This window comes from Streptomyces sp. NBC_00237 (genome assembly GCF_026342435.1).
Lineage (GTDB): Bacteria > Actinomycetota > Actinomycetes > Streptomycetales > Streptomycetaceae > Streptomyces.
This window is the reverse complement of sequence record NZ_JAPEMT010000001.1, coordinates 2309772-2323136: the sequence shown is the minus strand read 5'-3', so window position 1 is coordinate 2323136 and position 13365 is coordinate 2309772. Positions and strand designations below refer to the sequence as shown.

The 13365-nt window shown below is 72.0% G+C and carries 10 protein-coding genes and 5 pseudogenes; 7 read left to right on the top strand and 8 right to left on the bottom strand.

The genetic code is table 11. The annotated features are described in order from the left end of the window. Window positions 1-316: 316 nt before the first annotated feature. The 7 genes and pseudogenes from OG897_RS10280 to OG897_RS10255 form a co-directional block, all read left to right on the top strand. A pseudogene (locus OG897_RS10280) lies at window positions 317-1252 on the top strand (ADP-ribosylglycohydrolase family protein); the annotation flags it as partial. Window positions 1253-1600: 348 nt separating this feature from the next. Next, window positions 1601-2738: pseudogene (locus OG897_RS10275) on the top strand (ADP-ribosylglycohydrolase family protein); the annotation flags it as partial. A 7-nt stretch (window positions 2739-2745) separates the two neighbouring features. After that, window positions 2746-3078, top strand: a pseudogene (locus tag OG897_RS41005) (ADP-ribosylglycohydrolase family protein); the annotation flags it as partial. A gap of 103 nt (window positions 3079-3181) precedes the next feature. After that, a pseudogene (locus tag OG897_RS10270) lies at window positions 3182-3535 on the top strand (ADP-ribosylglycohydrolase family protein); the annotation flags it as partial. Further along, window positions 3536-4435: a ribokinase gene (rbsK, locus tag OG897_RS10265; RefSeq protein WP_266655000.1), complete on the top strand. Its 900-nt coding sequence runs from the start codon at window positions 3536-3538 to the stop codon at window positions 4433-4435. After that, window positions 4432-5682: a CaiB/BaiF CoA-transferase family protein gene (locus OG897_RS10260; RefSeq protein ID WP_266654998.1), complete on the top strand. Its 1251-nt coding sequence runs from the start codon at window positions 4432-4434 to the stop codon at window positions 5680-5682. The genes rbsK and OG897_RS10260 overlap by 4 nt, the downstream gene beginning before the upstream one ends. Continuing rightward, complete coding sequence (locus tag OG897_RS10255; protein WP_266654996.1) at window positions 5682-6515, top strand: CoA ester lyase; 834 nt, start codon at window positions 5682-5684, stop codon at window positions 6513-6515. The genes OG897_RS10260 and OG897_RS10255 overlap by 1 nt, the downstream gene beginning before the upstream one ends. Before the next feature lie 266 nt (window positions 6516-6781). Here OG897_RS10255 and lgt read toward each other — a convergent pair. The 8 genes and pseudogenes from lgt to OG897_RS10220 all read right to left on the bottom strand — a co-directional run. After that, window positions 6782-7630, bottom strand: a pseudogene (gene lgt / locus OG897_RS10250) (prolipoprotein diacylglyceryl transferase); the annotation flags it as partial. A 292-nt stretch (window positions 7631-7922) separates the two neighbouring features. Then, window positions 7923-8864: a thioredoxin domain-containing protein gene (locus OG897_RS10245; RefSeq protein ID WP_266654992.1), complete on the bottom strand. Its 942-nt coding sequence runs from the start codon at window positions 8862-8864 to the stop codon at window positions 7923-7925. 102 nt (window positions 8865-8966) lie between these two features. Continuing rightward, window positions 8967-9779, bottom strand: coding sequence for a tryptophan synthase subunit alpha (gene trpA, locus OG897_RS10240; protein WP_266654990.1), 813 nt, complete (start codon window positions 9777-9779; stop codon window positions 8967-8969). Continuing rightward, window positions 9776-11059 (bottom strand): tryptophan synthase subunit beta, encoded by a 1284-nt coding sequence (gene trpB / locus OG897_RS10235; protein WP_266654989.1) that lies wholly within the window; start codon window positions 11057-11059, stop codon window positions 9776-9778. The genes trpA and trpB overlap by 4 nt, the downstream gene beginning before the upstream one ends. 98 nt (window positions 11060-11157) lie before the next feature. After that, window positions 11158-11298, bottom strand: a complete 141-nt coding sequence (gene trpM / locus OG897_RS41135) for a tryptophan biosynthesis modulator TrpM (protein ID WP_368082031.1) — start codon at window positions 11296-11298, stop codon at window positions 11158-11160. Window positions 11299-11307: 9 nt separating this feature from the next. Then, window positions 11308-12117, bottom strand: coding sequence for an indole-3-glycerol phosphate synthase TrpC (gene trpC / locus OG897_RS10230; RefSeq protein WP_266654987.1), 810 nt, complete (start codon window positions 12115-12117; stop codon window positions 11308-11310). 138 nt (window positions 12118-12255) lie between these two features. Further along, window positions 12256-12705 carry a DUF2752 domain-containing protein gene (locus tag OG897_RS10225; RefSeq protein ID WP_266654985.1) on the bottom strand — a complete coding sequence of 150 codons (450 nt, stop codon included), beginning with the start codon at window positions 12703-12705 and terminating at the stop codon, window positions 12256-12258. A 333-nt stretch (window positions 12706-13038) separates the two neighbouring features. Next, complete coding sequence (locus OG897_RS10220) at window positions 13039-13296, bottom strand: HGxxPAAW family protein (RefSeq protein WP_266654983.1); 258 nt, start codon at window positions 13294-13296, stop codon at window positions 13039-13041. Between the last annotated feature and the right edge of the window lie 69 nt (window positions 13297-13365).

Sequence of the window (13365 nt, the reverse complement as noted above, 5' to 3'; positions counted from 1 at the left end):
TCGAAAGTACGCACGATTCGAAGCTCGCGCTAGCAAGGAAGGCCGTACTTACCTGGCCCGCACGGCAGTTGACCCACTCTTTCCAAGGCAAGCCTTCCCTCACTACCGACCGTGCCTCCACCCCGCCCCCACCCCGCCCCGACCGGACCCGGCGGAGCCCCCCAGCGGTCGACCGGGTGACATGCGGGGGGCCGCTGGGGCGTGGCCGGGCCCCGCCGAAGCCTCCGTGTGGGACAGATTTCGCATGGACCTGACCACACGCCCCGCGCCGCCCCCGCCCGGCCCCACCGGCAGGGCCGCCCCGCCCGGTCCCACCCTGCACGACCGGGCGCGCGGCGCGCTCCTGGGCCTGGCCGTCGGCGACGCGCTCGGGGCTCCGGCGGAGAACCTGAAGCCCTCGGAGATCCGGCGGCGCTGGGGCCGGATCGAAGGCTTCGTCTCCGACGATCCGGCGGGCACGGACGACACGGAGTACGCGATCTTCTCCGGCATCCTCCTCGCCCGGCACGGCTCGGCCCTCAGGGTCTCCCACGTCGAACACGCCTGGCACCACTGGATCGCCGACCTGGACGAGGGCCCGTTCCGGGGCGCGGGCTTCAGCGAGCGCGGCACCCTGGAGAACCTCCGCCGGGGCCTCGCCGCCCCCATCTCCGCCCAGCACCGGCACGCCTGGAGCGACGGCCTGGCGATGCGCGCGGCCCCCTTCGGGGTGTACGCGGCGGGCGACCCCGCCGAAGCGGCGCGCCTGGTCGCCATCGACGGAACGGTCAGCCACGAGGACGAGGGCATCTACGGCGGCCGGGCGGTGGCCGCGGGCGTGGCCGCCGCCATGACCGGCGCGGGCCTCGCCTCGATCATCGCGGCGGCGCTCTCGGTCATCCCGATGGACTCCTGGACGGCCCGTTCCCTGCGCCGCGCGGTCGCGGCGGCCGACCGGGGCGAGCGCGCGGTCCGTACGGCCGTCGTCATCGGCGGCTACCCCTGGACGGACCTGGCCCCGGAGGCGGTCGGCCTCGCCTTCGGCGCCTTCACGGCGGCGCACGGCGACTTCCGCGCCTCGGTCCTCACCGCCGTCAACATGGGCCGCGACGCGGACACGACGGCAGCGGTGGCAGGCGCACTGGCGGGCGCGCTGGGCGGGGCTTCGTCCATCCCTCCCGAGTGGGCGTCCGTGATCGCCCCGGCCCGGGGCACCTGCCTGCCCACGATGCGCGGCCACCACGTCCTGGAGGTGGCCGACCTGCTGGCACCCCTCAGGGGCGCGGGGAACCGCACGCCCAGCCACGACGCACCCGCACGGACAGCCCCGAGCCGCGCGGCCAGCGCTGACGGGAAGGGTGGGGTCTCCCCCGCTCAAGCGGAGCCGAGAGCTCGGGGAAGGGGAGGGGGCAGCGCCGCAGGCGACCCACCCCCACCAACACCCTGCACCCCACCACGACCGACACCGCCCTCCGGCCCCCTGAGCACCCCGCACCCCTCCCCACACCGCACCGCAGGCGACCCGCACCCCTCCCCACCCCACACCGCAGGCACCCCGCACCCAACGACACCCCGCACCGCACCAGAACCGCCCCCCGCCCCCGCAGGCACCCCGCACCCCGCACCCACCCGCGCCGCGGGCTCCCGTATCGAGGGCCTCCTCCTCGGCATCGCCTCCGGCGACGCCGTCGGCTGGCCCGCAGCCCGCCACCGCGCCGCCCGCATGCCCGACTGGACCCGCCGCCTCACCCGCGAGCTCGACACCTTCGCCGAGCTCAACGCGACCACCACCCTCCCCGTCCCCATCGCCCTCAACCAGCCCCCGGAACCCCTCCGCCTGGGCCCGTCCGACGACGCCGAATGGGCTGCGTTCACGGCCCTGACCCTCATCGGTGCGGGCGTGGGCCGCCACCCGGCGCCCACGGACACCGCCATCCGCCTCGCCCTCACCCGCGCCTGGAACTCCCTCGCCGCCGAAGTCGCCGCCGCCTCCGCCCGCGCCCCCGAGGTCGAGTCCGCCGTCCTCCCCCTCCGCGCCCGGATCTCCGTACGCGCCGGTCTCGGCAACCTCGCGGCGGGCCTGCGTCCCCCCGCCACCGGCCACGACAACCCCCACTTCTTCGACGACGCCGCCTGCGTACGGGCAGCGGTCCTCGCCGTCGTCCACCCCGGCGACCCGGCAGCCGCCGCCGAACTCGCCGCGTACGACGCCCGCTTCACCCAGGACGGCGACGGCGTGCACGGCGCCCGCGCCATGGCCGCCGCCGTCGCGACGGCCCTCGGCGGGGGCCACGTCGACGACGCCGTGGCCGCCGCCCTCGCGCAACTCCCCCCGGGCACCGAGATCGCCCGCAACGCGCACCACGCCCTGCGCCTCGCCCGGGACGCGGAGGGCGCGTTCGCCCTCGTCCCGTCCCTGGAGCACCAGATCGTCGACCACGTCTACAGCTACGGGATCGCCGCCGCCGAAACCGTCCCCGTCACCCTCGCCCTCACCGTCGCCGCCCACGGCCACGCCACCGAGGCGGTACCGGCCGCCGCCTGCCTCTCGCGGGTCGCGGACTCCGCCCCCGCCCTGGTCGGAGCGCTCACCGGAGCACTCGGCGGAGGCGCGCTCCTGCCCACCGCCTGGCGCGAAACCTGCCGCACCCTGGTCGGCTGCGCCCTCCCCCGCCTCGCGGGCACCGACCTCGTCGACCTCGCCGCGCAACTCGCCGGACCGGCCACGCTCTCCCCAACCAGCTTCCGAAAAGGGATGATTCGCCCATGACGACACCCACCGGAGCCCCGGCCGGAACCCCGACCCTCGCCGACCGCATCACCGGCAGCCTCGTCGGAGCCGCCGTCGGCGACGCGCTCGGCGGCCCGGTCGAGGGCTGGACCCCGGAACAGATCCAGGAACGGCACGGCGGCACGGTGCGGGGCATCGTCGGCCCCTGGTACGGCGACGACTGGCGCACGGCCCGCCCCATCGCCCCGTACCACAAGGGCGACGGACACGTCACGGACGACACCTTGATGACGCACGCGCTGATCCGGGTCTACGAGAAGACCCGCGACCACCTCACCGCCTACTCGGTCGCCGACCACCTCGTCCCCGAGATGATCCAACACCCGGTCTGGATCCCGGAGTTGGAGGCCGAAGCGCTCCCCCTGCAACGGGTCTTCCTCGCCGAGAAGTGGATCGTCGCCCGCCTCCACTATCGACACCGCCGAACGCCACAGCGACTTCGACGCCGCCGTCGACCACCTCCACGCCGCCCTCGGCCACCACCACTGGGTGCACGCCATCCCCAACACCGCACTCCTCGCCGCCGCCCTCACCCACGCCGACGGCGACTTCACCCACTCCATCTGCCGTGCGGTCTCCGGCGGCTGGGACACCGACTCCAACGGCGCCACCGCGGGTTCCATCGCCGCCCTCCTCTCCCCCACCCCCCTCCCCACCCGCTGGACGGCCCCGCTCCACAACCGCCTCGCCACCTCCCTCCCCCACCTCGACGGCATCGGCTTCGACACCCTCGCCCGTCTCACCCACCGAGAGGCCCTGCGCTAGATGACGCCCTCACCCCCCGCCCTCACCGTCCTGGGCAGCACCAACATGGACCTCGTCGTGTACGTCGCCAAGGCCCCGGCGGGCGGCGAAACGGTGTCCGGCCGTTCCTTCTCCACCGTCCCCGGCGGCAAGGGCGCCAACCAGGCCATCGCCGCCGCCCGCGCCGGAGCCGACGTCACGATGATCGGCGCGGTCGGCACCGACGCCTTCGGCGCCCAACTCCGCAGCGCCCTGGCCCACTCGGGCGTCGGCACGGACTCCCTCCGCACCGCCGAAGGCCCCTCCGGCACCGCACACATCGTCGTGGACGACGACGGCGGCAACTCCATCGTCGTCATCCCGGGCGCCAACGGCACCGTCACCGCCCTCGCCCCCGGCGACGAAACCGTCATCTCCCAGGCCCACGCCCTCCTCCTCCAACTCGAACTCCCCCTGTCCGCCGTCACCGAAGGCGCGCAGGCGGCCCGCCGCCACGGCGTCCGTACGATCCTCACTCCGGCCCCCGCCACACCCATCCCGCCCGAACTCCTCGCCGCCACCGACCTCCTGGTCCCCAACGAACACGAGGCCGCCGCGCTCACCGGCCTCCACGACCCCCTCCTCGCCGCCCGCGCCCTCCTCGACCACGTCCCCGCAGTGGTCGTCACCCTCGGTGCGGCGGGCAGCGCGTACGTCTCCCGCGATTCCCCCTCCCCCCTCTTCGTGCCCGCCGTCCCGGCCACCCCCGTGGACACCACAGCCGCGGGCGACACCTTCGTCGGCGCCCTCGCCGTGGCCCTCGCCGAAGGCCGTTCCCTGCGCGAGGCCCTCCCCTGGGCCTCCACCGCCGCCGCCCTCTCCGTCCAACGCCCCGGCGCCTCCACCTCCATGCCCTACCGCCAGGAGATCGACGCCCGATGACCTCCGCACCCAACCCCCCTCCACCCGGCCCCCTTGCCCGCCCCACCCCCACCACACCCACCCCGCCCCTCCAGGGCCTGAGGGTCCTCGACCTCGCCACCCTCTTCGCAGGCCCCCTCGCCGCCACCCTCCTCGCCGACTTCGGCGCCGAAGTGATCAAGGTCGAACACCCCACCCGCCCCGACCCCTCCCGAGGCCACGGCCCCGCCAAGAACGGCATCGGCCTCTGGTGGAAACTCCTCGGCCGGGGCAAACGCACGATCACCCTCGACCTCTCCCACCCCGAAGGCCGGGCCACCCTCCTGCGCCTCGCCGCCACCGCCGACGTGATCATCGAGAACTTCCGCCCCGGCACCCTCGAAAAGTGGAACCTCGGCTGGCCCGAACTCTCCGCCGCCAACCCCCGCCTGATCCTCACCCGCGTCACGGGCTTCGGTCAGTACGGCCCCCACTCCCGCCGCCCCGGCTTCGGCACCCTCGCCGAGGCCATGAGCGGCTTCGCCGCGTACACGGGCGAGCCGGAAGGCCCCCCGACCCTCCCCCCGTTCGGCCTCGCCGACTCCATCGCCGCGCTCGCCACCTCGTACGCCGTGATGACGGCCCTGCGCGCCCGCGACACGACCCACCGGGGCCAGGTCGTCGACCTCGCCATCATCGAGCCGATCCTCCTCGCGCTGGGCCCGCAGTCCCTCTGGTACGACCAGCTCGGCTACGTCCAACCCCGCACCGGCAACCGCTCCCGCAACAACGCCCCCCGCAACATCTACCGCACGGCGGACGGCAGTTGGCTCGCCGTCTCCACCTCGGCCCAGTCCGTCGCGGAACGCGTCATGCACCTCGTCGGCCGCCCGGAGCTGATCACCGAACCCTGGTTCGCGACGGGCACGGGCCGCGCCGAGCACACCGAAGTCCTGGACGAGGCCGTCGGTTCCTGGATCGCCCGCCACACCCGCGCGGAAGCGGTCGAAGCCTTCGAGAAGGCGGAGGCGGCGATCGCCCCCGTCCAGGACATCCGCGACGTCATGACCGACCCCCAGTACACGGCCCTGGACACCATCACCACCGTCCCCGACCCCGAACTCGGCCCCCTGCGCATGCAGAACGTCCTCTTCCGCCTCTCCGAGACCCCCGGCGTCATCCACTGGGCGGGCCGCCCGCACGGTGCCGACACCGAAGCCGTCCTCACCGAACTCGGCCTCACCTCCACCGACATCACCGCCCTCCGCGACTCCGGAGCCACGAACTGATGCCCACTCCCCACCTCTCCCCCACCCCCCTCACCTGGCTGTACGTCCCCGGGGACCGCCCCGAGCGCGTCGCCAAGGCCCTCACGTCCGGCGCCGACGTGGTCATCGTCGACCTGGAGGACTCGGTCGCCCCCGACCGCAAGGAGTACGCCCGCGCCGCCACCGCCGACCTCCTCTCCGACGTACCGCCCACCCCCGTCCACGTACGCCTGAACGCCCTGGGCTCCCCCCTCTCCCAGGCCGACCTGCACGCGCTCGCCCCCTGCCCCGGCCTCTCCGGGCTCCGCCTCCCGAAGGTCACCGACTCGGCGGAGATCCGCCACATCGCGAACAACACCCCCGCCACCCCCCTCTACGCCCTCATCGAGTCGGCCCTCGGCGTCGAGCACGCCCACCACATCGCGACGGCGCACCCCTGCCTCGCCGGAATCGCGCTCGGCGAGGTGGACCTCGGCGCGGATCTGGGCGTACGCGGCGAAGAGGGCCTCACCTGGGCCCGCAGCCGCATCGTGGTCGCGGCCCGCTCGGCGGGCCTGCCCGCCCCCGCCCAGTCCGTCCACCCCGACATCACCGACCTCGAAGGGCTCGCCGCGTCCTGCGCCCGGGGCCGCGTTCTCGGCTTCTTCGGCCGCGCGGCCCTGCACCCACGCCAACTCCCGGTCATCGAGCGGATGTACCTCCCCACCCCCGACGAAGTCGAAGAAGCGGAACAGACCCTCAAGGCCGCCGCCACCGAGGAGGGCGCACTGATGCTCCCCGACGGCCGCTTCATCGACGCGGCGGTGGTGGCAGCGGCCCGCCGCACCCTGGAGGTCGCCCGCCGCGACGTCTGACCACACCCCCAGACGCAGAAGGGCCGCCGGAACCATTACGGTCCCGACGGCCCTCCCCCACCTACACCGTTTCAGCTCTTCTTCTCGTCAGCCTTCTCATCAGCCTTCTCAGCGGCCTTCTCAGCGGCCTTCTTGAGGTCAGCCTTGGCGGGCTCCCCCTCGGCCTTTGCCTCGGTCGCGCCCTTCGTTTCCTTCTTGACCTTGGTCAACACCGCACCGCCTTCGGCATTGTCCGCCGCACCAGACTCATCAGCGGCACCACCAGCAGCGGCATCCGGAGCATCAGCCTCGGCAGTCGTCGCTCCTTCACGGTCCGGCTCCACGATCTCCTCGCGGCCGGGACGCAGGCGGGCCGACAGCACCATGTAGACCACGGCCAGGACGAAGACGATGATCGCCGTCCAGACGTTGAGGCGCAGCCCCAGGATGTGGTGGGCGTCGTCGATGCGCATGTACTCGATCCAGCCGCGCCCGGCGCAGTACAGCGCGACGTACAGCGCGAACACCCGGCCGTGCCCCAGCTTGAAGCGGCGGTCGGCCCAGACGATGACGGCGGCGACGCCAAGACACCACAGCGACTCGTAGAGGAAGGTCGGGTGGTACAGCCCCGGCTCGTCCCCCTTCGTGATCTTCAGCGCCCAGGGAAGGTCGGTGGCCCGGCCGTACAGCTCCTGGTTGAACCAGTTGCCCCAGCGGCCGATGGCCTGCGCGATGACGAGCGCGGGAGCCATGGCGTCGGCCCAGGCCGGAAGCGGGATTCCCCTCCTGCGACAACCGATCCAGGCACCGACGGCACCGAGCGCGACGGCACCCCAGATACCGAGGCCGCCCTCCCAGATCTTGAAGGCGTCGACCCAGTTCTTGCCTTCGCTGAAGTAGAGCTGGTAGTCGGTGATGACGTGGTAGAGCCGCCCGCCGACGAGCCCGAACGGAACCGCCCAGACGGCGATGTCGGCAACCGTCCCGGGCTTGCCCCCACGGGCGATCCAACGCTTGTTGCCGTACCAAACGGCCACAAAGACGCCAACAATAATGCAGAGCGCGTAGCCGCGCAGCGGGAGGGGTCCGAGGTGGATCTCACCGGCCGCCGGGCTGGGAATGAAGGCAAGGTTCATGACGGGCTCGACGCTACCTTGCCGACCCGCACTCCCGACAACCCACCCGACAACGTCTACATAACGGGCCCCACCACGAGCACCCCGCCAGGGGCGCGGGACTGTATCCCTGTGCGGCTCCGCCGCGCGAGCGCGATCAGCCCTCCACCCACCCGCACCTCCCCACCCCAAGCCCCGCAGGGTTGAGGTGAAAAGGTGGGTCAGGGGCCAAAACCCGCCGAAGGCGGGCCGGGGGCCCGGGGGCGGAGCCCCCGGCAGTAACAGCACCCACCCACCGACCCGCACGAACCCCCTACCGCCCCACCGCAGCCCCCGGACTCCTGGAGGCCGAACCCGAAGCGGGAGCCTTGGAAGCCGAACCCCCCGGAGCCGGAGCCCCGGAAGCCGGAGCCGAGGCAGGAGCCGAAGCCGGAGCCGCAGGCTCAGGAGCCTTCGTCCCGACCCGCTTCCCCTTGTTCGCCGCCTCCACCCACTTCACCAAGTTCGCAGGCGAAATCTGCTCACTCCCCTTCTGCGGGAAGATCGGCTCCCCATTCAGAAGCACCGTCGGCGTCGCCTTGTACGTCGACTTGTCGAAGTCCGCCTGCACCGCCCCGACCCACCCCGCATGCGTCCCCTTCTCCACGCACGCGTCGAAGGTCGCGCTCCGCAGCCCCGGCACCTTCCCCGCCAGCTCCAGCAGATAGGTCTTCTTCCCAAACGCATCATCCGTCTCTTCCGGCTGATTCCGGAACAGCACATCGTGATACTCATGGAACTTCCCGGCATCCTGCGCACACCCGAGCGCGTTCGCCGCGTACTTCGACCCGTTGCCCCTCACCCCGTTGTCGATAAATGACACCAGGTGATACTCGGCCCGGATCTTCCCCGCCTTCTCCAGCCGGTTAATGGTGTCCCGCATGCTGTTCTCGAACATCCCGCACGCCGGACACCGCATGTCCTCGTAAACGGTCAGCACCGACGGCGCATCCACCATCCCCACCGGAATGGCGACCTTCCCCGGTCCGACCGCACCGGCCGGCACCACGACCGGACCCGCCTTGTCGGAGTCGTCCTTCTTGCCCCCGCTGTTCGCGGCGACCACTCCGGCCACCGCCGCCAGCCCGAGGACACCGACCACCGCCGAGGCAACGACCAGCACCCTGCGTCGTTTGTCGCGCGACTTCTGTGCTTCGCGCTCCTGGATGAGCCGCTCACGGGCGGTTCGCTTACCTTCTGAGTTCTTCTCGCTCACATACGGAGCAACGAATCGGGGCGGCACCGATGTGCCACCCCGACCCGGATTCCACTCAAATGGACTACGGAACCAATAAGTTACGCAGCCATTCGTTGGCTCTCAGCCCCTGCGAACGCCCGCCGCCAACTCCCCGGCAAGCTCCTTCACGGCCCGCAGCCCCGCCGCCTCATCCGCAGCCTCCAGCATCCGCTTCACAAACGCCGACCCCACGATGACACCGTCCGCGAAGGCCGCGACTTCCTTGGCCTGAGCGGCATTCGACACCCCGAGCCCGACGCACACCGGCAGCTCCGTGGTCGCCTTCGTCCGCCGCACGAGCTCCTGCGCCTCGTTGCCCACGGACTCCCGCGTCCCGGTGACCCCCATCAGCGAAGCCGCGTAAACGAACCCCGAACCCGCCGCAGTGATCGTCGCCAGTCGCTCGTCCCGACTGCTGGGCGCCACGACGAACACCGTCGCCAGCCCGTGCTTCTCCGCGTGCTCACGCCACAGCGCGGACTCCTGCACCGGCAGGTCCGGCAGGATGCACCCGGCCCCGCCCGCCGCCGCCAGCTCCGCCGTGAACCGCTCGACCCCGTACCGGTCGATGGGATTCCAGTACGTCATCACCAGCACCGGCACCCCGGTGGCGGCATGCGCCTCGCGCACGGTACGCATCACATCGGCGATCTTGACCCCGCCGCGCAACGCGATGTCGTCCGCCGTCTGGATCACCGGCCCGTCCAACACCGGATCGCTGTGCGGCAGTCCGACCTCGACCACATCCGCACCACCGGCCACGACGGCCTTGACCGCCTCGATCCCGCCGTCCACGGTCGGGAACCCGGCAGGCAGGTACGCGATCAGCGCCGCCCGCCCCTCGCTCTTCGCCGCAGCGAGAGTGTCGTTCAACAGCCGTACGTTCCCGCTCACTTGGCGTCCCCCGAGATCTCCGCGACGGTACCCGCAGCCGCCTCGACAGCGGCATCCGTGTCATACAGCCCGAAGTAACGGGCGGCGGTGTCCATGTCCTTGTCGCCACGCCCGGACAGGTTCACCAGAATCAACCCGTCCTTGCCCAGTTCCCTGCCGAGCTCCAGCGCCCCGGCGAGCGCGTGCGCGCTCTCGATGGCCGGAATGATGCCTTCCGTACGCGAGAGCAACCGCAACGCCTGCATGGCGGCGTCGTCCGTCACCGCCCGGTACTCCCCGCGCCCGATGTCCTTGAGGTACGAGTGCTCGGGCCCGATGCCCGGGTAGTCGAGCCCCGCGGAGATCGAGTACGGCTCGGTGATCTGGCCTTCCTCGTCCTGGAGGACGTACGACCGCGACCCGTGCAGGATCCCCGGCTCGCCCGCGCTCAGCGTGGCCGCGTGCTCCCCGGTCTCGATCCCGTGACCGGCGGGCTCGCACCCCACCAGCCGTACCCCCTCATCGGGGATGAAGGCATGGAACAGTCCGATCGCGTTGGACCCGCCCCCCACACACGCCACGGCGGCATCGGGGAGCCGCCCGGCCCGCGCCAGGATCTGCCGCCGCGCCTCCACCCCGATCACCCGGTGGAAGTCCCGGACCATCGCAGGGAAGGGGTGCGGACCGGCGACCGTGCCGAACAGGTAGTGCGTCCGGTCGACGTTCGCGACCCAGTCGCGGAACGCCTCGTTGATCGCGTCCTTGAGCGTGCGCGACCCCGACTTCACGGCGACGACTTCCGCCCCCAGCATGCGCATCCGCGCGACGTTCAACGCCTGCCGCTCGGTGTCGATCTCACCCATGTAGATCGTGCACTCAAGCCCGAACAGCGCACACGCGGTGGCAGTGGCCACACCGTGCTGACCGGCACCGGTCTCCGCGATCACCCGGGTCTTGCCCATGCGCTTCGTCAGCAGGGCCTGCCCCAGCACGTTGTTGATCTTGTGCGAGCCGGTGTGGTTCAGGTCTTCCCTCTTCAGGAAGATCCGGGCCCCACCCGCGTGCTCGGCGAACCTAGGCACCTCGGTGAGGGAGCTGGGCCGGCCGGTGTAGTTGACCATCAGGTCGTCGAGTTCGGCCGCGAACGCCGGATCGACCTTGGCCTTCTCGTACTCGACGGCGACCTCGTCCACCGCGGCGACGAGCGCCTCGGGGATGAACTTGCCGCCGAAGTCACCGAAGTAGCCCTCGGTGGTGGGGACCTGCCCCTGGGAATCGGGAATGAAGAACTCGCTGGGCATGCGGAAACTCCTCGTGAGGAACACGCGCGTCGCGCGCACTCCCCTTCAAGAGAAAAGGGATGTCACTGAACACCGAACACAACGCCCCGAAGGGACGTTCAGCGACGCCATCGCATGCCGTTGATCTGGCCGGGCTCCGAACCGATGTGGTACCGGACCCGTCGGCCCCGCACCCGTCGCGCGGGCGCGCGGCAGCCGCGAGGGCGGCAACCGCGAGCGAGACGGGCGTGGCGAGTCATGGCGGGAGTCTAACCCCGCCCGTGGCGCAGCGCGGGGTGAGCACCGGCGGCCACCAGATCCGAAACGGCGGCCCTCGGGTCCCGCCCGGTCACCAGCGACTCGCCGACCAGCACCGCGTCGGCACCGGCGTTGGCGTACGCGATCAGGTCGTGCGGCCCGCGCACACCCGACTCGGCGATCTTGACGATGTGGTCCGGGATCTCCGGTGCGACGCGCTCGAAGGTGCCTCGGTCGACCTTGAGCGTCTTGAGGTTCCGCGCGTTCACGCCGATGATCTTCGCCCCGGCGGCGACCGCCCGGTCGACCTCGTCCTCGTCGTGCACCTCGACCAGCGGGGTGAGACCGATGGACTCGGCCCGCTCGATGAGCGACACGAGCGCGTCCTGCTCCAGGGCCGCGACGATCAGCAGCGCCAGGTCGGCACCGTACGCACGCGCCTCCCACAGCTGGTACGCCGTGACGATGAAGTCCTTGCGCAGCACCGGAATGTCGACCTTCGCCCGTACGGCTTCCAGGTCGGCCAGCGAACCGCCGAAGCGGCGCTGCTCGGTCAGCACGGAGATGACGGCGGCGCCGCCCGCCTCGTAGTCGGCGGCGAGGGCGGCCGGGTCGGCGATGGCCGCGAGCGCGCCCTTCGACGGGCTGGACCGCTTGACCTCGCAGATGACCTTGACGCTGTCGCCGCGCAGAGCCGCGACACCGTCCTTGGCGACGGGCGCCTTGGCAGCCCGCTCCTTGAGCTCCTCCAGGCTGACACGTGCCTGCCGCTCCGCGAGGTCGGCGCGGACGCCTTCGATGATCTCGTCGAGCACACTCACGCGAGCTGCCCCCTTCCGGGACGGTGGTGGAGGGCCAGGATCGGCCACGAGCGATGGTATCCGCACCGGGCCCTTACGCCTGCATCCGCCCGCCGGATATCCCAATCCCTGGGCACCGCACGGGCTCCACCTGGGCCTTCAGGGCGCGAGCGCCGAGCCGAACGGCAGATTCCGGACAACGCTGAACACGACGAAGAGGCCGCCCAGCACCCACCACTGAACGGGCTTGAGCGAAACGTCCGTCCGCCGCCCCTTCACCGCACGCGTGATCCACACCACCATGAAGACGGCGAACGCGGCGTACCCGAGGACGGCCATGGCGTTGGCCCCGACGGCACCCACCAGATCACCGTGCGCGACGGCGTGCGCGCTGCGGAGCCCGCCGCACCCCGGGCAGAGGATGCCGGTCATGGCGAGAAGGGGGCAGACGGGGTAGTGCCCCGGCTGATTCGGATCGACGGACCCGACGTACACGAACGCGCCGACGACGGCGGCGAGCGTGCCGAGCGGCGCGAGAAGCCGCTTGCCCAGCGGCGGCTGGCGCTGCACGGCGGGAACGGGGGCCGGGGCCGGCGAGGTGACATCCACACGCCGATTGTCCCCGCTGCGGCCCCGCAGCGCACCCAGGGGGAGGCTGCGAAGCACGCCCCCGAGGGCCAAGGGCGCGGGGCCGCATCACTGTGCGGCTCCGCCGCGCGGGCGCGCCCTGCCACGACGCACCCGCACGTACGCACCCCACGCCGCGCGGCGAGCGCTTCAGGTGAAGGGGCGGGGCAGGGGGCCCATCCCGCCGAAGGCGGGCCGGGGGTCCGGGGGCGGAGTCCCCGGCAGTGACCCCACCCACCCACCGGCGCGAACGCGAAGAGGCGCGGCCCCTGCCGAAACAGGGCCGCGCCTCTCCGTCACGTACCGCCGCCGGAACTACTGGAGCTGGGCCCGCCCCGCCGCCGCCCGCGCCTCCACCAGCGACGCCGGCTCCTTCGGCATGCCGAGGCCCGCGATCCGCATGCCGAGGCCGATCAGCCCACCGATCACGGAGATGCCGATACCGGCCCAGAAGCCCACCGGCTGGGCCATCACCACGTAAACGCTGGAGACGCAGATGCCGATGAAGGCGATCACTACGCCGGTCCATGCGGCCGGGGTACGTCCGTGGTGTCCGCGGCTAACGCCCGCCATGAGGTGCTCCTTGTTGTCTTCCGCTGGAATGCTGGGGCTCATTGTTCCCCACCGGGCCACTGCGCGTGA